At 38.3% G+C, this 19,842-nt stretch carries 19 protein-coding genes; 6 read left to right on the forward strand and 13 right to left on the reverse strand.

Annotation, left to right across the window (positions count from 1 at the left end; translation table 11 throughout):
• Window positions 1–83: 83 nt before the first annotated feature.
• Window positions 84–1,319 carry a glycosyltransferase family 4 protein gene (locus tag LB076_RS05000; RefSeq protein ID WP_066334208.1) on the reverse strand — a complete coding sequence of 412 codons (1,236 nt, stop codon included), beginning with the start codon at window positions 1,317–1,319 and terminating at the stop codon, window positions 84–86.
• A gap of 118 nt (window positions 1,320–1,437) precedes the next feature.
• Here LB076_RS05000 and LB076_RS05005 point away from each other — a divergent pair, with 118 nt between their 5' ends.
• The 4 genes from LB076_RS05005 (at window position 1,438) to LB076_RS05020 (ending at window position 3,908) form a co-directional block, all read left to right on the forward strand.
• On the forward strand, window positions 1,438–2,019 hold the full coding sequence (locus LB076_RS05005; RefSeq protein WP_066334205.1) for a MiaE family protein: 582 nt from the start codon (window positions 1,438–1,440) through the stop codon (window positions 2,017–2,019).
• An 82-nt stretch (window positions 2,020–2,101) separates the two neighbouring features.
• Window positions 2,102–2,779 (forward strand): SDR family NAD(P)-dependent oxidoreductase, encoded by a 678-nt coding sequence (locus LB076_RS05010; RefSeq protein WP_066334203.1) that lies wholly within the window; start codon window positions 2,102–2,104, stop codon window positions 2,777–2,779.
• 14 nt (window positions 2,780–2,793) lie between these two features.
• On the forward strand, window positions 2,794–3,405 hold the full coding sequence (locus LB076_RS05015; protein ID WP_066334200.1) for a SprT-like domain-containing protein: 612 nt from the start codon (window positions 2,794–2,796) through the stop codon (window positions 3,403–3,405).
• Window positions 3,402–3,908 carry a MepB family protein gene (locus LB076_RS05020; protein WP_066334197.1) on the forward strand — a complete coding sequence of 169 codons (507 nt, stop codon included), beginning with the start codon at window positions 3,402–3,404 and terminating at the stop codon, window positions 3,906–3,908. Before LB076_RS05015 ends, LB076_RS05020 begins: the two co-directional genes overlap by 4 nt.
• A 116-nt stretch (window positions 3,909–4,024) precedes the next feature.
• Here LB076_RS05020 and LB076_RS05025 read toward each other — a convergent pair whose 3' ends face one another.
• The 6 genes from LB076_RS05025 to gcvP all read right to left on the reverse strand — a co-directional run bounded on the left by LB076_RS05025 (window position 4,025) and on the right by gcvP (window position 11,337).
• Complete coding sequence (locus LB076_RS05025) at window positions 4,025–4,816, reverse strand: ABC transporter ATP-binding protein (protein WP_066334193.1); 792 nt, start codon at window positions 4,814–4,816, stop codon at window positions 4,025–4,027.
• A complete protein-coding gene (locus LB076_RS05030) occupies window positions 4,813–5,562 on the reverse strand; it encodes an MlaE family ABC transporter permease (protein WP_066334190.1) in 750 nt (249 codons plus the stop codon). Before LB076_RS05030 ends, LB076_RS05025 begins: the two co-directional genes overlap by 4 nt.
• A gap of 65 nt (window positions 5,563–5,627) precedes the next feature.
• Window positions 5,628–6,476, reverse strand: a complete 849-nt coding sequence (locus tag LB076_RS05035) for a glycosyltransferase family 2 protein (RefSeq protein WP_066334189.1) — start codon at window positions 6,474–6,476, stop codon at window positions 5,628–5,630.
• Window positions 6,477–7,001: a methyltransferase gene (locus LB076_RS05040; protein WP_066334188.1), complete on the reverse strand. Its 525-nt coding sequence runs from the start codon at window positions 6,999–7,001 to the stop codon at window positions 6,477–6,479.
• Window positions 7,002–7,176: 175 nt separating this feature from the next.
• Window positions 7,177–8,235 carry a 3-oxoacyl-ACP synthase III family protein gene (locus LB076_RS05045; RefSeq protein WP_066334187.1) on the reverse strand — a complete coding sequence of 353 codons (1,059 nt, stop codon included), beginning with the start codon at window positions 8,233–8,235 and terminating at the stop codon, window positions 7,177–7,179.
• Between the two features lie 255 nt (window positions 8,236–8,490).
• Window positions 8,491–11,337 (reverse strand): aminomethyl-transferring glycine dehydrogenase, encoded by a 2,847-nt coding sequence (gcvP, locus tag LB076_RS05050; protein ID WP_066334186.1) that lies wholly within the window; start codon window positions 11,335–11,337, stop codon window positions 8,491–8,493.
• 127 nt (window positions 11,338–11,464) lie between these two features.
• Here gcvP and LB076_RS05055 point away from each other — a divergent pair, with 127 nt between their 5' ends.
• The gene (locus LB076_RS05055; protein WP_066334178.1) at window positions 11,465–12,295 is read left to right on the forward strand and encodes a UbiA prenyltransferase family protein; all 831 of its coding nucleotides are present in this window, start codon (window positions 11,465–11,467) and stop codon (window positions 12,293–12,295) included.
• A gap of 79 nt (window positions 12,296–12,374) precedes the next feature.
• Here the strand turns inward: LB076_RS05055 and LB076_RS05060 are convergent, their stop codons facing one another.
• The gene (locus tag LB076_RS05060) at window positions 12,375–14,402 is read right to left on the reverse strand and encodes a M3 family metallopeptidase (protein ID WP_066334175.1); all 2,028 of its coding nucleotides are present in this window, start codon (window positions 14,400–14,402) and stop codon (window positions 12,375–12,377) included.
• A gap of 217 nt (window positions 14,403–14,619) precedes the next feature.
• Between LB076_RS05060 and LB076_RS05065 the strand changes: the two genes are divergently transcribed.
• A complete protein-coding gene (locus LB076_RS05065; protein ID WP_066334173.1) occupies window positions 14,620–15,288 on the forward strand; it encodes a hypothetical protein in 669 nt (222 codons plus the stop codon).
• 147 nt (window positions 15,289–15,435) lie between these two features.
• Here the strand turns inward: LB076_RS05065 and purE are convergent, their stop codons facing one another.
• The 5 genes from purE to LB076_RS05090 all read right to left on the reverse strand — a co-directional run bounded on the left by purE (window position 15,436) and on the right by LB076_RS05090 (window position 19,633).
• Entirely contained in the window at window positions 15,436–15,918 is a 483-nt protein-coding gene (gene purE / locus LB076_RS05070) for a 5-(carboxyamino)imidazole ribonucleotide mutase (protein ID WP_066334170.1), read from the reverse strand.
• 10 nt (window positions 15,919–15,928) lie between these two features.
• The gene (locus LB076_RS05075) at window positions 15,929–16,525 is read right to left on the reverse strand and encodes an HNH endonuclease domain-containing protein (protein WP_066334167.1); all 597 of its coding nucleotides are present in this window, start codon (window positions 16,523–16,525) and stop codon (window positions 15,929–15,931) included.
• Window positions 16,526–16,527: 2 nt separating this feature from the next.
• Entirely contained in the window at window positions 16,528–17,820 is a 1,293-nt protein-coding gene (locus LB076_RS05080; RefSeq protein WP_066334165.1) for an ATP-binding protein, read from the reverse strand.
• Between the two features lie 75 nt (window positions 17,821–17,895).
• Entirely contained in the window at window positions 17,896–19,047 is a 1,152-nt protein-coding gene (locus LB076_RS05085; protein WP_066334162.1) for a 5-(carboxyamino)imidazole ribonucleotide synthase, read from the reverse strand.
• A gap of 55 nt (window positions 19,048–19,102) precedes the next feature.
• Window positions 19,103–19,633 carry a hypothetical protein gene (locus LB076_RS05090; protein ID WP_066334159.1) on the reverse strand — a complete coding sequence of 177 codons (531 nt, stop codon included), beginning with the start codon at window positions 19,631–19,633 and terminating at the stop codon, window positions 19,103–19,105.
• Window positions 19,634–19,842: the final 209 nt, after the last annotated feature.

Consider the following 19,842-nt stretch of genomic DNA (forward strand, 5'->3'; position numbering starts at 1 on the left):
GTTTACAAAAACAATACTCCAGACAATCCCTCCAAACCGAGACCCACGCCGTTGCGCAATCTCTAAGGCGTATGCAGGAGAGCTTATTTAGCATTCTTTTCTTCAATCCACTTAGACAGATATTTAGTACTCCTTAAGGTATGGTGCTGTAGCATTTCTCCCATAAAATTATGCACCCTATGGGTTTTTAAATGGGTTTGCAAAAGCACTATTTTATCTTTAAAATCCGTTTCAAACAAAGGTTTCAAATACCGTTTTCGAACCATCGCAAAACCATTTTGTTGCATTTGGTACCAAATTACGGGATCCTGATACAAGCGCACCGCCTCGGCAGCAAAAAGCGCAGGATTATCTGTCACCATTCCATTCCAAGGCAAATCTCCGTGCATGGCCTCTGCGCCAATAGTTGTAGTAACACTCGGGCTGCCACAATACATAGCCTCTAGTAATTTGCCTTTAATACCCGCCCCAAAACGCAGTGGCGCCAAAACCACCCGCGCCTTAGAAACCACCTCCATAGCATTTGCGGCACGCCCCATAACCCAAAAGCCTTCTTTTTGGTTGTGCAATTGCAACACCTTTTGCGAAGGATAAGCCCCATACACCTGCAAAACCGCCTGAGGTAGTTGTTTTTGTATAAGCGGCCAAAGGGTTTCTTTGAGATACAAAACCGCATTAAAGTTGGGCTCATGCAGAAAATTACCTACAAAAATAAAATCCCTTCGAGTTTGGTAATTCGGGAGCTGTTCCGTCTCTAAAAGAGCCTCAGGATTTACCAACAAGGGCAAGTAATGCAACAACGCAGGCTCTATTTTAAAAAGCGTGGTTAGCAATTCCATTTCGTACTCCGAAACCAACAAAGACAGATCACAGCGCAAAATGCTAGCAATTTCGCGTTTAGCAACCTCCTCAACCAATAAATCGGTGGTTGTGAAAACCCGTTTTTCTTTAAATGCTTTTTGTCTGGCCTGGCGCAAAGAGTGCAAGTCTTCGGTGTCCAAAACCCGTAAAGCATCCGGGCAACTAGCGGCAACACGCCATCCAAATTGCTCCTCGGTCATAAAACGATCAAATAGCACTACTCCCGGTTGAAGCGCTTTTGCAAAAGCGTCAAAGCTAGAACAATTCAGAACAATGTTCTTTTTTTCGATGCCATAGTCGGCCAAATTTACCATATATGCACTATCCATAGCCGCACTTGCAAAAACAATCGTATAGCCCTCTTGTTTAAAAATAGAAAGAAGTTGCAGCATCCTGCCGCCAGCAGCAGAAGAATTAGGCTCTGGCCAAACAGACCCTATAACTAAAAGTGTTTTCAATGGGTATTTATTAGGTTAATGAGCCACAAAATAATACTATTTAAATGGCAAAACCAGCAATTAGAAAGAAAAATAAGAAACAAAACACTAATTTTGTAAGACTCTAAAAAAAAACAGCATGCTAGGATTAAAATTAGCCACAGATCCCAAATGGGTAACTATTGTAGAAACAAATATTGAAGAAATACTAACAGATCACGCTTGGTGCGAACAAAAAGCCGCCTCAAACGCCATTAGTATTGTTACCTACAATTCCGAACTCGAAGAATTGGTCACAGAGATGTTAGTGATTGCTAGAGAAGAACTTGAACACCTGCAAATGGTACATGATTTAATTAAAAGCAAAGGACTCACCTTGGGCAGAGAGCGCAAAGATAATTATGTAAACGAGCTTTTTAAATTCATGAAAAAAGACGGTAGCCGCAAAGATGCCCTGTGTGAGCGGTTGCTTTTTTCGGCAATGATTGAAGCACGAAGTTGTGAACGATTCAAAGTCCTTTCGGAAAACATACAAGATCCAGAATTAGCAAAATTCTATAGAGATTTAATGGTTAGCGAAGCAGGACATTATACAACTTTTTTGGGTTTTGCCAAAAAATACGCAGACAATGTAGATGTGGACAAACGTTGGCAAGAGTGGATTGCCTACGAAACCTCTATTATTACCAATTATGGCAAGCAAGAGACTGTACATGGGTAGTGCGCTTTCAAACTACCGGCTTTCTTGTTTTTAGAATAGCAGTCATGCGCCATGTTTTGCTGGTTTTGTTTATTTTTGTAGCATGAAAAACATTATACTAACCGGAACAAGCAGTGGCATAGGATATGCCTTAGCCTTGCAATTTGCCAATGCAGGCCATCAGGTATTGGCAATTTCTAGAAAAACACCCAAAATACTTATAGAACATCCCAATGTTAGCTGTTTGGCTATAGATTTGTCGGATGAAAAACAATTGGATAAAGTCACCCATTTTATCTCCTCTACTTGGAAACACGTAGATGCTTTGATCCATAATGCAGGGAGTTTAATTCTAAAACCTTTTGAAGAACTCACCCAAGCAGATTTTGAAAAAGTGTACCAAATCAATGTTTTTGCGGTAGCAAATTTGACCCGAATTTGTTTGCCTTATTTGCAAAAAGGGAGCCATGTTGTGACCATAAGCTCTATGGGCGGTATTCAAGGTAGTCTTAAATTTGCGGGACTTGCAGCCTATAGTTCCAGCAAAGGAGCGGTGATTACCCTCTCAGAATTATTGGCAGAGGAGTACAAAGAAAAAGGTATTTCGTTTAATGTATTGGCATTAGGAGCCGTACAAACAGAGATGTTAGAAGAAGCATTTCCGGGCTACCAAGCACCAATTCAGGCTTCAGAAATGGCAGATTATATTTATAATTTTACGCTGACCGGAAACAAATATTTTAACGGAAAAGTATTGCAAGTTTCTTCTACCAATCCGTAAAGCAGTTTTTAATTATGATGGAAACCCTGGCAAAATATATCCCAGAACATGCCGTAAAGCCCGTTTTTGATTTGATTGTAGCGCACCAAGTACATTTAAAAATAGTGAATGAGCGTACTACCAGACATGGCGATTATAGAAAAGGGCGTAGCGGGAAGCATGAAATTACGGTAAATTCGAGCCTTAATAAATACAAGTTTCTCATTACACTACTACATGAAATTGCTCATTTGGTGGCTTTTGAAAAATTTGGTAGGGCTATTAAACCACACGGACAGGAATGGAAATATTCTTTTCAGCATTTGATGGTTCCTTATATACGTCCCGAAATTTTTCCGAACCAGTTGTTGCCTTTGTTGGCCAAACATTTTAGAAACCCTACCGCTAGCAGCGATACGGATGCTAGGTTGTCTTTGGCTTTAAAACAGTTTGATACACAGAATGATAAAAATTTTGTTTTTGAAATTCCGGTGCATAGTGTTTTTAGGATTGCGAACGGAAAAATTTTTAAAAAAGGGGCTTTGCGGGTCAAACGATACGAATGTTTGGAGATTGGTTCTGGGCGGTTGTATTTGTTTAATCCAAATGCCGAAGTAGAGTTGTTGCCAGATCATCTAAAAAAATGAATGTACCTTGCCTAGAGCTAAAATGGATTGCGGATGTAGTATTGCAGGGCTGTGGCTTGCCGCTTACAGACCTTGTGGTGGGGCTAGAGAGTTCCGACTATGCGGCTTGCGATTTTATGGTACGGGATAAAAGTGTAAAATTTAGAGTTGCCAAAGTTACTCCTACTAAATCGGGTTTGTTTGTGGCGATTTGGAAACGCAATGCAAACAATAGTACGGCTCCTTTGGATGCTTCGGATGTTTTTGATTTTTATATGATTGCAACCAAGGTGGGAAGTTTGTTTGGGGTTTTTGTTTTTCCGAGGTCGGTGTTGTTGGATAATAAAATTATTTCTACTGCAAATAGTGTGGGCAAAAGAGGGTTTAGGGTGTATCCGCCTTGGCAGCTTGCTACCAATAAACAGGCGTTACGAACCCAGATATGGCAACAAAAATGCTTTTTGGATCTCTCTGACGCTTCGGCTTTGGACCTGAAGTTAGTGGCATCTTGGCTTGGGGCATAGTTTTGGGGGCATTGTTAGAGATACTGCAATAGGATTGTAGCCCTGATAGCAACGAAAATCCTTGTTTGCCGGGTTTCGGCAAGCAAGATTGTAGTGTATAGCAGGTGCTGTGCATTTTATTGAGCAGTAATTTTCTGCTCCAAGAGTTCGTCCTTTAAGTAGGCTTCTCTTACTTTTTTGAACAAATTAGAGGAGTATACAAAGTCTACTACGGCTTGGTTGTCTGTTTTGAAAATTTCTTCGTTGGTTCCTTCCCAGGCTTTTAGACCGTTTTTGAGAAACAATATGCGGTCTCCAATTTCCATCACGGAGTTCATGTCGTGGGTGTTGATAACGGTGGTGATGTCGTACTCTTCGGTGATTTCTTTGATGAGGTTGTCTATCAGTATGGCAGTATTGGGGTCTAATCCGGAGTTGGGTTCGTCACAGAATAGGTATTTGGGCTTGTTGACAATGGCACGGGCTATGGCTACTCGTTTTTGCATTCCTCCGGAAATTTCGGAGGGTAATTTTTGGTGTGCATCGGTTAGTGCTACTCGTTTTAGTACAAAGTCTACGCGTTCGTCTATTTTGGCTTGGTCATCGTTGGTAAACATGCGCAACGGAAAGGCTACGTTTTCGGCAACGGTCATGGAGTCAAATAGGGCGCTACCTTGAAAGACCATTCCTATCTCGGTACGCAATTCTCTTTTTTCGATGGCTTCTAATTCTGAATACACTCTGCCGTCAAAGCAAATTTGTCCAGATTCTGGAGTGTGGATCCCTAACAAACTTTTTAATAAAACGGTTTTTCCGGAACCACTTTGTCCTATAATTAGGTTGGTTTTTCCGGTTTCAAAAATAGTAGATATTCCTTTGAGAATTTTGGTACCCCCAAAGGATTTTTCGATGTTTTTTATTTCTATCATGCTCCTAGTAACAGTTGGGTTAGTATGTAATTAAAAAGGATGATGGATACGGAGGTCCATACAAAGGATACGGTACTTGCTTTTCCTACTTCGAGCGCGCCTCCCTTCATGTAATATCCATGAAAGGAAGGGATGGTTGCCAAGAGCATGGCAAAAATAAGTGTTTTTATGAAGGCGTAGGTGATATGAAACGGAATGAAATCTAGTTGTGCACCTAGGATAAAGTCATCACTGGAGGTAAATCCGCCATAAACGCCAGCAATCCAACCTCCAAAGATGCCTAAAAACATGCTGATGCCAATTACAAAGGGATACAAGCTTAGTGCTATTATTTTAGGAAAGACCAGGTAGTTTAGAGAGTTGACTCCCATTACTTCGAGGGCGTCAATTTGTTCGGTAACACGCATGGTGCCAATGCTGGAGGTTATAAAAGAACCCATTTTTCCGGCCATGATAACCGAGATAAAGGTGGGTGCAAATTCTAAAATTACGGACTGCCGTGTTGCAAAACCAATTAGGTATTTTGGTATTAACGGATTGGTAAGGTTTAGGGCAGTTTGTATGGCAACTACTCCTCCTACAAAGAAAGAGATGAAGGCAACAATACCAAGAGAATCTATTATTAGATCATCAATTTCTTTGAAGATCAATTTTTTCATTACAGACCATTTGGTTTGCTTGATAAAAATTTCTCGTAGCATTAAAAAGTAGCGACCTACTTGGGATAAATAACGAATAAGCATCATAGGTTTATGAATATGGGCTAAATTACAAATTTAGTAATTAGTAATGTAGTTAGCGGTTGATTTGCTTAAAAAAGTTTTTCTTTCATTTTTTTTAGGCGGTAGCTTCGGATAAATTTTGCTTGTTCTGGGCTGACCATTAGGGGTTTTTTGGCGGCTTTGGCTTGTAGAAAACCGTGTAGGTAATCCAAGAACAAGAGCGGCTTTTTTTTCATAAAAGACAGTTTTGCCGATGCTATGGCAGTAATTGCTAACCCGTAACCTAGGGTGTAAAAAGCTTCTCCTTGTTTGTAACGTGCGCTTTTGTTGTAGTTGGCTCCGGTGGGTTTTAGATGTTTGACTTGCAAGGAGGGATCTGTGACTACTTTCCAATTGTAAAACTTGCAGAGCAATTCGTCTACGGTATCCCAACCCATTTGGGCTTTGAGACCGCCAATTTGTTGAAAGGTCTCTTTGCGGTAGGCTTTTAATGCTCCACGGATGTGGTCTTTGTCTGTTAGGTTTTCTAGAATCCACTGGTTGTTTTTTTGGATATAACAAAAACCACCTACCATACCAATTGTGGCATCGGATTTAAAATGCTGAATAATGGTTTCAAAATACGTATCCGGAAAAATTAAATCCGCATCTGCTTTCATCATAATGTCGTATTGGTCGTCTAGAGTATCTAGGCCCGCCTGAAAAGCTTGGATGACTTTGCTTCCGGGCAAATGGATGGCGCTGGATTGCTTGTTTACGAGGCTAATAAAGGGGTGTTTTTTGGCAAAATCCAACACAACTTTTGCAGTGGTATCTGTAGAATGGTCATTGACTACTACTACTTTTTTGGGCAATACGGTTTGTCTGACCAAGGATTGCAGGGTGAGATGGATTAAATCTGCTTCGTTATGTGCGGGAATAACTACGTAGTAATTCATTTAATGTATTTTTTCGGCATAAACAATGTAGTATCTGTTGGTAAAATAACGCAATAAGGGGCGTAGTCCTACTTTTTTTACGGGATTAGTCCATTTTTGACGGTCTATAATTTTCCAACCTGTTTTTTGGAGCAACCAGTCCAGTTGCCAGTCTTCAAACTCATGATAGTGTCTGTCCCATGGATCTGTTTTGCTACGATAAGCCGCCGCAAACCATAAGCGCATGGGGATAGAAATAATGAGTTTCTTGGCTTTTATTTGGCTTAAAACCGTATATGGGTTTAATAAATGTTCAAAAATTTCTAGAGCGGTAACCACTTCTGTTGTGGTGTTAGCAACGACACTTTGGTCTAGATCCAAATCCTCTCCAGTGGTGTTTTGTACAGAATATCCTTCGTTTTTCATGATTTTTGAAAAAGGATTTTCGACACCTAAATCCAAAATACGTTCGGATTTTTGGACGTGTTTGTTTAAAAATGTTAGGGTATGTTGGAATCGTTTATTCGGAAAGGTTTTTTCGTACATTTTGTTATTATTTTATCCAAGGTATAAAGGTACAAAGATATCTTTTTTTTGAGCAGTTATTTATTTGATGGATAGATTTGCAGGCTATTTTTTGTCTTTTTTGGGTATAAAAAAACATCCGTTTGTTTTTGTGGCAAAAACAAACGGATGCAAATAGCAACTATTTTTTGGGCAATTAATACCTATAAATAAAAGCATTGACATTCATTCCGGCTCCCACAGAAGCAAACAGTAGGATATCTCCTTTATGAATCTCTTGGTTTTTTATTTTTCCTCGTACTAATAAATCAAACAAAGTAGGTACTGTGGCTACGCTACTGTTACCTAATTCATGGATGCTCATAGGCATGATATCTTGTGGTACGGGTTTGTTGTACAACTTATAGAAACGGTCTATAATGGCCTCGTCCATTTTTTCGTTGGCTTGGTGGATAAGGATTTTTTTGACATCCTCTATTGCAACACCGCTTTTGTCTAAACAACTTTTCATTGCGGCAGGTACGGTTGTCAAAGCAAATTCATATATTTTGCGGCCGTGCATCTTTATGTACCGTGTATCGGGATCTAAATCGGTATTGTAAGATTTGCCAAAAAACAGATAATTTGCTTCGTCCATGGCATAGGTAGCACTCTCATAGGATAATAATCCAGAGGCATCCTCGGAGGCTTCTATAATAGAGGCGCCTGCTCCATCAGAGTAGATCATAGAATCTCTATCATGGTCATCTACTACTCTAGATAAAGTTTCTGAACCAATAACCAAACAGCGCTTAGCCATGCCAGATTTGATAAAAGCATTTGCTTGTAATACGCCTTCTATCCAACCTGGGCAACCAAACAAGAGGTCATAAGCTACACACTTTGGATTTTTAATTTGCAATTTTTGTTTAACCCTTGTTGCCAAACTAGGTAGCATGTCAGATTGGATGGTTCCGGATTTTACATCTCCAAAATTATGAGCAAAGATGATGTAATCAATAGTTTCGGGATCAATTTGTGCGTTGTCAATGGCTTTTTGTGCTGCAAAAAAAGCCAAATCAGAAGAAGTGTGCTCTTTTTCGGCATACCGCCTGTGTTCAATGCCTGTAATGCCTTTAAACTTATGGATTATTATTTCATTTGGACGACCAAATGGAGTTCCATCTTCGTTTAAAAACACATGATTTCCAAAATCCGTATTGCTTATTTTTCTTTCAGGAATATAGCTCGCTATTCCGGTTATTTTTATTTTCATCGAATTGTTTTCCAAAAATTTAGGCTAAGTTAAAAATAAATAAATAATTATAGGCACGATATTTAGTATGCGTGCATATAATTGTGTTAAAATGAATATTTAGCTAATTTACTGATGATTTTTTAATAAATATGATAAAAGACGAATAGTTTTGTGTTCTAATTGCCATTGCTGCTTTTTGTTTTATAAAAATGCTCCAAAAAACAAATGCCTCGGATTATTCCGAGGCATTTGGTAGTATTTAGTTGTAATTGGTTAGTCCATATACGCCTCAATAGGGGCACAACTACAAATTAAATTTCGGTCACCATAGGTTTCGTCTACACGACGTACACTTGGCCAGAATTTGTTTTCGGCCACATACTCTAATGGGTATGCTGCGGTTTCTCTAGTGTATGGCAATAGCCAAGTATCTGCTGTAAGCATTGCTAAGGTGTGCGGTGCGTTTTTTAATACGTTGTTAGGCTCTTCAGCAGTAGTTGCTTCTATTTCTTTTCGGATAGCAATCATTGCATCACAAAAACGATCTAACTCTGCTACATCCTCAGATTCGGTAGGTTCTACCATTAGGGTTCCTGCTACCGGAAAAGAAACCGTTGGTGCATGGTATCCATAATCCATTAAACGTTTGGCAATATCCGTAACTTCGATTCCTTTTGCTTTGAATGCTCTACAATCTAAGATCATCTCGTGAGCGGCTCTTCCTTTTTCTCCTGAATACAAGATTGGGTAGTGCTCCTCTAAACGGGCTTTCATGTAGTTTGCATTTAGGATCGCATATTTGGTTGCATTGGTAATTCCTTCCGAACCTAACATACAAATGTATCCATAAGAAATCAAACACACTAAAGCAGATCCGTATGGCGCTCCAGAAATTGCAGTTATGGCTTTTTCGCCACCAACCGGAATTAATGGGTTGCTAGGCAAGAACGGAACTAATTTTTCGTTCACACAAATTGGCCCAACTCCTGGTCCACCACCACCGTGAGGGATTGCAAAGGTTTTGTGTAGGTTTAAGTGACACACATCTGCTCCAATAGTTGCAGGATTGGTTAATCCTACTTGTGCGTTCATGTTAGCACCATCCATATAAACCAAACCGCCATTGTCATGGATGATTTGTGTAATTTCTCTAATAGCGCTTTCAAATACACCATGCGTAGATGGATACGTTACCATTAGGCAAGATAGTTGGTCTTTGTATTTAAGAGCTTTTTCTCTCACATCTTCAACATCAATATTACCATTTTCCATTGTTTTGGTAACAATGATTTTCATTCCAGCCATAGCTGCCGAAGCTGGGTTTGTACCGTGCGCAGAGGCAGGAATCAAACAAATGTTTCGTTGGTCATCTCCTCTAGATTGGTGGTATGCTCTAATGGTCATTAAGCCAGCATATTCTCCTTGAGCACCAGAGTTAGGTTGTAACGTAGTGCCTGCAAAACCAGTAATTACGTTTAATTGATGCTCTAATTTTTTAAGCATTTTGATGTAGCCTTGCACTTGATCAAGTGGTGCAAAAGGGTGGATAGTGTTCCAATAAGGCATGCTTAATGGCAACATTTCGGCAGCGGCATTCAGCTTCATGGTGCAAGAGCCTAGAGCAATCATAGAGTGGTTCAAAGACAAATCTTTACGCTCTAGTTTTTTGATATAACGCATCAAGCTAGTCTCGGAGTGGTATTTATTAAATACCTCATGCGTTAAAAATTCAGAGGTTCTGTTTAGGTTCTCTGGATAGTTACTATCGGAGTTGTATTGAGAAACCTCAAAGGCTTCTTTTCCTACTGCTTCCGCAAAAACGGCAATGATTTGATTGATATCTGGAGATAGAATTGTCTCGTTCAAAGAGATAGAAATCGTCTCGTTATCTATATAATAAAAGTTTATTTCTTGTTTTTCGGCAATAGCTCTTACTTTTTGAGCATCGGCTTTTACTACAATGGTATCAAAAAATGCAGTGTTGGTTTGGTAAACCCCCAATTTATTTAAAGCTTCTGCCAAAGTTACCGCAGAAGAGTGTACTTTATTTGCAATGTATTTTAACCCTTTTGGTCCGTGATAAACAGCAAACATCCCTGCCATTACAGACAACAATACTTGAGCAGTACAAATGTTTGAAGTTGCTTTTTCGCGTTTGATATGCTGCTCGCGAGTTTGTAACGCCATACGAAGCGCACGGTTTCCGTTTGCATCCTGCGAAACACCAATAATTCTACCCGGCATAGAACGTTTGTACTCTTCTTTGGTGGCAAAATAGGCAGCGTGTGGTCCACCATATCCCATAGGAATACCAAAACGCTGTGTAGTACCTACAACGACATCTGCTCCCATTTCTCCAGGAGGAGTTAATTTTACTAAAGATAAAATATCTGCAGCAACGGCTACTTTAATTTCTTTCGCATTTGCTTTTTGGATAAAGCCAGCATAATCATGCACCTGGCCATATTTTCCTGGGTATTGTAATATAGCACCAAAAAATTCTTCCGAAAAATCAAATTCTTGGTGATTTCCAATCACTAATTCAACACCAATAGGGGCAGAACGTGTTTCTAAAACAGATAATGTTTGTGGGAGTATTTCTTCGGAAACAAAAAACTTACATACGTTGTTTTTCTTTTGATCCCTAGAGCGCACATCAAATAATAACGCCATAGCTTCTGCAGCAGCAGTACTCTCATCAAGTAACGATGCGTTTGCAATTTCCATTCCGGTTAGTTCAATAACCATGGTTTGAAAATTCAAAATAGCCTCTAAACGACCTTGTGCAATTTCTGCTTGGTATGGAGTATAAGCCGTGTACCATCCTGGGTTTTCAAAAATATTTCTTTGAATTGCTGGTGGAACAATTGTAGGGTGGTACCCCAAACCAATATAGGATTTGTATACTTTGTTCGTACGGCCTAATAATCGGATGTGATTAGCATATTCATATTCAGTCATAATGTGTTCTAAATCCAAAGGATTTTTCAGACGGATATCCGCCGGAATTGTTTCTTGGATTAATTGATCTAAAGAAGCAACACCTATGGTTTCTAACATTTTTGGTAAATCGTTTTCCCTTGGGCCTAAGTGTCTTAAAGCAAATGAGTCTGTTTTCATGTAAATATGATAATGTTGTGTTTTTTTAGTCCTACAAAAATAAGTATTATAAACAATCTAATTCATGTTTTTCAATTGATTTTTCAACTAAATATGGTTTTTGTTCACAATTGATTATTTTTGTTTAATGATTCGTTTAAAAAAAGCAATTGATTTTTATATCCACAGCAGCATTCCGGTGGCTTTGTCAGTATATGCGCTCATCCAAATAACCTATTTGATGTGCAAGATACCGCCTCAGCAGAGCGTTTCTAACTTTGCTTTTTTGGGAACCATAGCGGGCTATAATTTTGTGAAATACGCCACTTTGGTTCGTGTTCCAAAAAAATCCATGGGCAGGCAGCTTAAACAAATTGTTTGGTTGAGTTTTTTTGCCCTACTCGGATCGGGATATTATTTTTGGCAATTGCAATGGCATACCCAACTCATTTCGTTAGTTGTTTTGGCGTTAACACTTTTGTATGCGCTGCCTTTTTTTCCAAATAAAAAAAACGCAAGACATTGGGCTGGCGTCAAAATATATATAGTAGCACTTTGTTGGGTAGGGGTAACGCTGGTATTGCCAGTTTGGAATGCCGAAATTCCTTTGGGTAGTACTTTTTTTATAAAAGGCATCCAGCGTTTTATTTTGGTTTTTGTCTTGATTTTAATCTTTGAAATACTAGATTTATCCCAAGACGATCCTCTTTTGCAAACCGTACCGCAGCAAATAGGGGTTAGGCAAACCAAAATCTTGGGATTAGTTTTGTTGTTGCCTTTTTATTTTTTAGAATTTCTAAAAAATAACGATACCCCAAAACCAGTAGTTATCAACGCAATTTTAGTAGTGGTACTTTCCTTGTTTTTGGTCTGCGCTAACCACCAACGTTCGAAATACTATACTTCTTTTTGGGCAGAAAGTATTCCTGTATTTTGGTGGTTGTTTGTGGTTGCTTTTGGAGGATTAAATTTAGAGTAACCAGATAAATGCGGGTTGTTTATTAAATACAAAAAACCGAAGCATCGCTACTTCGGTCTGTTTTTTCCTGTCAAAATTCCTACAACAATCCAGCTCTTTTTAGCAAGGCATCTGGTTTTGGCTCTTGGCCTCTAAAACGTTTGTATAAAATCATTGGATGTTCGGTTCCTCCTTTGGAGAGTACGTTTTCCTTAAATTTAGTAGCTACTTCGGGATTGAAAATTCCTTTTTCTTGAAAATATTCAAAAGCATCGGCATCCAAAACTTCGGCCCATTTGTAGCTGTAATACCCAGAAGAATAGCCTCCTTGAAAAATATGTGAAAAAGCGGTACTCATAGCATTTTCGGCTACTTCGGGATATAATTGTGTGGCTGCAAATTGTTGGTTTTCAAAAGCTTTTACATCCGTAATATTTGTTGGGTCTTGTCCATGCCATCCCATGTCGAGTAATCCAAAACTCAACTGGCGCATGGTTGCCAATCCTTCCTGAAAACTAGCGCTTTCTTTTATTTTCTGTACGTATTCCATCGGAATTACTTCGTTGGTTTGGTAGTGTGTAGCAAATAATGCCAAAGCTTCGGGCTCATAACACCAGTTTTCCATAACCTGACTTGGTAGTTCTACAAAATCCCAATACACAGAGGTTCCAGACAAACTAGGGTAGGTGGTGTTGGCAAGCATTCCGTGGAGGCCATGTCCAAATTCATGAAACAAAGTAGTTACTTCGTTAAACGTTAATAATGAGGGTTTGCTTTCTGTTGGGGGCGTAAAGTTACAAACGTTTGAAATGTGGGGTCTTTCGTTGGTTGTGTCTTTTATATATTGGGATTTGAACGACGTCATCCAAGCACCGTTTCGTTTTCCTTTTCGAGGAAAAAAATCGGCATAAAAAACAGCAACTAACGCTTTGTTTTCGTCCGTTACTTCATAGGTCATCACTTCGGGATGGTATTTGTCAATATCAAAGACTTCGGTAAAGGTCAAACTGTATAATTTTTGAGCAATCGTAAAGGCACCGTTCAAGACCTTTTCTAACTGAAAATAGGGTTTTAATTTTTCGTCGTCAAAATCAAATAGTTTTTGTTTTAGTTTTTCGGAATAATACCCACCGTCCCATTTCTCTAATTGTTGGATGCCGTCGATCTCTTTGGCGAAAGCCGATAACTCAGCAAATTCTTTTTGAGCAGCTGGTTTGGCCTTAGCTAATAAATTGTTAGAGAACAGAAGCACTTTTTCGGGACTTTCGGCCATGCGTTCCTCAAGCACAAAGTGGGCGTGCGTAGCATAACCCAATAATTGCGCACGCTCAAAACGGAGTTGGACAATTTGGAGCACAATTTTTTGGTTATCAAATGCATTGTTTTGAAAACCTCTTGCGCCAAAAGCTAGCGCTAGTTTTTTACGCAATTCCCGATTATCGGCATAGGTCATAAAAGGCACATAACTTGGGTGATCTAAGGTAAAAATCCAGCCTTCTTTTTCTTGGGCTTTCGCCAAAGAACCAGCGGCTTCAATAGCTCCTTCGGGCAAACCAGCAAGATCGTTCTTATTGGTTAGATGCAGTTGGAAAGCATTGGTTTCGGCCAAAATATTTTCGCCAAATTGCAAACTCAACGTGGATAATTCTTGGTCTATTTTACGTAATTTGGTTTTTTTGTCTTCAGGCAAATTAGCGCCATTTCGAGAAAAACTTTTGTACTTTTTGTCAAGCAAAGTGCTTTGCTCTGGAGTAAGATCTAAAGTTTCTCTAGAATCATAAACCGTTTTAACACGAGCAAATAATTCAGGATTTAAACGAATGTCATTGCCAAACTCCGACAATAGTGGCGAAATTTCTTGCGCAATTTTTTGCATTTCGTCATTAGTTTCGGCCGAATTTAAATTAAAAAAAATGCTCGAAGCACGATCCAAAACCTCTCCAGTATATTCCATGGCTGCAATTGTATTTTCGAAGGTAGCAGCATCTGGATTGTTTACAATGGCATCTATTTCGGCTTTTGCCAAAGCAATTCCTTCTTGAATGGCAGGAGTATACTCGGCGTTTTTTAGTTTAGAAAATGGAGCCGTATCGTGTTTGGTGTTAAATTTAGATAATAAAACGTTCATGGTAGGGTACTTTTTTTAGGAGTTGAAAGCCAACTTTTTTAGAAAGGTAAAGATAATCATTTATAAAAAGATAACCCCATGCCGAGGATGGATTCTGGGCATAAAATCTAGAGGATAATTTTGTTATTACAAGGTTATTTATTGTTCAAGTTAATAAAAAAACACTAAATTGGAACGGTAGATTATCACTGAAGATCGTCTCTAATAAGTAGTAAAAATGAATTACCAAATAACAATAAAGAGAATTGATACCGTTAATGAAATAGAAGGATATTGGACTACCCAAGATTATATAGCATTGTGTGAAAGATTTAATTTTCCGGATGCGGCAACTGCAGAACCAGAAAACTTGCCAGAATTGCTTCAAATGGCAATCTCCGATTACGAACCCCACGAAGCCGCTGCAATTGTGTTGGATTATAAGTTAGGTGCGGAACTAAGCCAAGGACAAATAGAACAAATAGCACATAATATGTTAATTGATAAGGTATGCGAAGAATATCCCGAAATTCAGATGCAAGGCAGGTTGTTTCATGCCAATCAATTGTTGTTTAAAGCCTACAACGGAAAATTTCCGAATGCCAAAGCCTCTATCGTTCATTTTTCGATGGCACCAACTCAGGGCGAAGCAAAAGAATTAACCGCCGAAAACGTATTGAAATTGTTAAACAAAGGATTGTCAGACCGTAATTTAATCAAACGATTGTTTGAAGACCAAATGACACAAAATATTCCGTTTCCTAATGCTGCCGCAATTATTTGGGAACTGCGTACAACAGACGCTGTAAATTTTAGCCTGATTACTTCGGAGAATTGGATCAATAACGAGGATGTTATTTTGTCTGAATTTGAATCCGTACTAGAACAAATTGAACAAGAGGATTAAATAAGCAGACTAAGCCCGTGCTAAGACGTAGCTTAGAGTGATTTTTACAAAAAGATTCGCTACAAATTAGCCAAGTTCCACCACATTTTTGGTAGTCTAGGTCAAAATACTTGTAGCGAATCTTTTTTATTTAGTTATAAAAGAGGATTATTTTTTTAAACCTTCAGAAGATTTATAAACAGCCTCTTTCAAGCTCTGTTTGTAAGCAATCATTTTATCCATAATTGCTTTGTCCTGGCTTCCGATGATTTGAGCTGCCAGAATACCAGCATTTTTAGCGCCATTAAGCGCAACAGTGGCAACAGGAACGCCGCCTGGCATTTGTAGAATTGACAAAACCGAATCCCATCCATCAATGGAGTTGCTAGATTTTACGGGAACCCCAATAACAGGTAATGGTGACATAGAAGCAACCATTCCGGGCAAATGTGCCGCTCCACCAGCGCCTGCAATAATCACTGCAATACCACGTGTGTGGGCCTTGTTGCTAAAATCAAACAGTTTTTCGGGGGTACGGTGCGCAGATACAATATCTACTTCTACTTCAATATCAAATGATTTTAATATATCGATGGCATCTTGCATTACGGGCATATCAGAGATACTTCCCATGATTACGGCTACTTTCATTTTTATTTATTTATTTTGGTTGCGGGATCATGTCCCATATATTTATTTTAAACTCTTCTTGAATGGCCCTGATGTATGAAATTTGATTTATGTCATCATCGATTAATACTTGAAAAAAATCTTCTGGAGAAACGCCGAATTTTTCTATTTCACTTGTTTTTCGTTTGATGTAATTTTTTCTTTGGTTAGCTAAAATTATATCATCAAGTTTTATAAGTTTAATTAAATTGAAGGCTTCATTGTCCTTTGAATCAGAAACTCTATAGTCACCATTATCATAAACAATTCTATCTTCGAAAGAAGAATCCGTCGGGAGTAAAATCGGTTGGTATTTGTCCCATTTGTTTGATTTTTCTGTGTTCCATTGATGTTTTACTAATGACCAATTAATGTAAGAGTCCTGAGGGGTGTTTTTGAGGTTAGGATTGAAGTGCTCAATGTCTTTGGCATCTGCTCTTCCTATGAACTCTTCGGTGTAAGCACAAAAACCTTTTTGTTCAGAGTATAGAATCTTAGAAATTTTTAAATTATTATTTGAATTTCCTTCGATGTAATTTAATTCATTTTTCCTAACTAGAGAATTAGGGTTTTTTACTATTCTTCTCATAATTAAAAATTATAAGTATCACCGAGTTTAACGGTTTCTAATAATAAATATTTTTTCTTTTGGGGATCGGTTTCATTAGCTATTTCTTCTTTTAAATTAAGATATTTTTGATAAGCTTCTTCTCCATGTTTGTTGTAATAATTAATGCCAAAGTCGTTTTTCAATATATCATTTGGGTCATCGCCAATTGGTGAAGTGCCTCTTCGAACAGCAACTTTTCCTTCTTCATCAAAATACAAAATAAAACGTTCGTCGGCTTCAAATGAAGCTGCTATAAACGGAGAATGTGTTGCTACCACAAACTGTGCTTTGGGAGCCAAGTTTTGATAATGGTCCATCAAATCCATTTGCATATCAGGGTATAGGGAACGTTCTGGTTCGTCGATTAAAATTATAGAATCGGTTGTATCAAGTTTAAATAAAGGTAAAAACGACAGTAATAATCCTTTGGTTCCAGTACTTATATCTTGGATGGGAATTATCTCTTGAGTTCTTCTGTTTTTTATTGGAATAGAATATTCGGTGTTGACTAAATCCACTTCTAGATTTAATTTTTCTAAAATGGGATTGAATTCTTTGGCAAAAAAAGCTAATCCATTAGGGTTTTCATTTTGCCATTTTTGGTATTCTAATGGAAATTTGTTAATATCTAGGTTGTGCAGTAATTCGGATATTTTTTGAGTAGATTTTTTTCGGTAATCTAAAATTTCACTTAAAACGGTTAGCCATATTCGGGGATCAACTTCACTATTAAAAATAAATTCGTTGTTATGTACATGCCTAAAATAGTGAGCTAGGTCTTTTAACTGATTGTTGTTTTTTTCAATTAAATCAATAGGGTTTTTTGAGAAAAGTTCTAAGTTGTTTTCCGAAATAATATTGGCTTTGAAGTAGAATATCTTTTTTTTATCGTCAGGATTTTTAAATAATTCGCCAGATAGATTAAGTGTTCCAGTTTGAGGAGGTCTGTTGTAGTAAGTATTCCCATTAAGTTTAAATTCCTTCTTGTTTAGTTCAAGAGTAGATTTATGAGCTTCAAATTTAATCTTACCATTGATGGACTTTATACCAATAAGATCATTGTATTGGTTGTTATTAGTAACAAATAAATTGTTTATAAACGAAAATTGTTCATAAATCAACTCCAATAACCCGGTTTTCCCTGTAGCACTTTGACCAATAAAACAAATTTTATCCAAAGGTTGTCCTTTGCGTTCTCCTGTTTGATACGTAAAATCAAAGTTTAGGTTTTGCAAATGACGGTAGCTTTCGATATTTAATTTTGAAATTTTCATTGGTTCTTTCTGTGTAAATTTAAAGATTTTAGTAGTGCCTCAAATTTCGAGTCCAACTATTTTTTAATCATTTAATTATGCGATCACTCTAATGGTATTCTTTACATCCTCGGCAATTCGTCTGGCTTCTTTTATATCTTGATTTACTATGGTTACATGGCCCATTTTCCTAAAAGGGCGGGTTTGTTTTTTGCCATAAATATGTGGTGTTACACCGTTCCAACCCAAAATGGTTGTGATGTTTTCGTAAATAACATTTCCAGAAAAACCATCTGCACCCACTAAGTTTACCATGATTCCGGCTGCTTTGCTATCTGTACTGCCTAGAGGAAGGTTCAGAACGGCGCGTATGTGGTTTTCAAATTGAGAGGTATAACTGGCCTCAATGGAGTAATGACCGGAGTTGTGTGGGCGAGGAGCGACTTCGTTTACCAGTATTTGATCGTCTTGTGTCTGGAACATCTCTACGGCCAATAATCCTACATGATTGAATTTTTCTGAAACATTCAATGCAATAGCTCTGGCTTTAGCTGCTACAGCATCCTCAATTCTGGCAGGGCAAATTACATATTCTACTTGGTTGGCTTCGGGATGAAATTCCATCTCCACCACCGGATAGGTTTTGATTTCTCCAGAGGGACTGCGGCAAACAATAACCGCAAGTTCGTTCTTAAATGGCACCATGTCTTCGGCAATACATTCTACATCGGGCAAGTGGATCAGGTCTAAGGTAGAACGAACTATTTTTACGCCGTTACCATCATAGCCAAATTCGGCACATTTCCACACAAACGGAAACTCTAATTCGTCATTTTCTAATGCTTTTTTTAGGTCAGATAGATCCACAAACCGAAGATGCTTAGAGGTCGGAATTCCGTTTTCGACATAAAAATCCTTTTGTTTTCCTTTGTTCTGAATAGCCTTTAGTGTTTTGGACGAAGGAAATACTCTCAGTCCTTCGTTTTCTAATTTTTCTAATGCATCCAGGTTTACTAATTCAATTTCGATGGTAAGCACATCCACCATTTTACCAAATTGATACACGGTTTCAAAATCCATCAAATCCCCTTTAAAAAATTTATTACAAGCCATTCTAGAGGGAGCTTCATCACTTGGGTCTAATACATAGGTTTGTATGTCTAATTTGCGGGTGTCCGATAACAGCATTTTACCGAGCTGTCCGCCACCTAATATTCCTAATTTAAAATCAGAAGAAAAATAATTCATCGTATTGTTGTTTGTTGCCCGCAAAGGTACTTTATATCCCGCAAACGGAAAAATGCTATTTTATTTTCTTTAAAATTTCTCTCGCAACGGCTTTATAGCCCGCAGAATGTTTGGGATAATCCTCCGTAAGAATACGGTATAGTTGTGGGTAAATCCAGTCTTGGCTTTTGCCTAAAGCAAACAAAGTTCTGATGGCATAGGCCTTTGTGGCAACTTTTCGGTTTTCGGCAATAAGCCAATCCAGAGCATTTTCAGTAATTAGCTCCTGTTGTAGGGCAGTCAAGCTTAAGTGTTGGCTCACAAAAAGACAGATTTTAGACACCGATCGGAGCGCACTTTCGTTAGAAAAAGAAGAAAGACCCTCGCAAAAAACATCCAAATGTTCCGCCAGCAAAAACAATTCTTTTTCCAGAACTAATTCCATAATCCAGCAGGCTTTGTGGTGGTTTTTGTCCTGAGTATTCCACGCCAATGCCAATAAATCACCAAACAAGTGCGCATTAGCCCATATATATTGAGCATTGCGGTACCTACTGGCTTTGTGGGCGGTACTATTGGCTATATTTTTGTAAAGATCGGAGTGCATACTCCTGCCAAAAATACCAGTTATTTTGGTACACTAGTTATTCTTATGGATTTAATTTTAAATTCTCCGCACATAAATTGTTATCTTTGCACCTTATTTGTAACACAAAATAAGCATCCAACTTGGCAACAAACACTTTGGTACATCTATAACGGACCAAAAAGAAATTTGCCCGAAGTATAGCAATTTAAAAAATAACCATACCATAC

It is taken from the genome of Flavobacterium crassostreae (assembly GCF_001831475.1).
GTDB classification, from domain to species: domain Bacteria; phylum Bacteroidota; class Bacteroidia; order Flavobacteriales; family Flavobacteriaceae; genus Flavobacterium; species Flavobacterium crassostreae.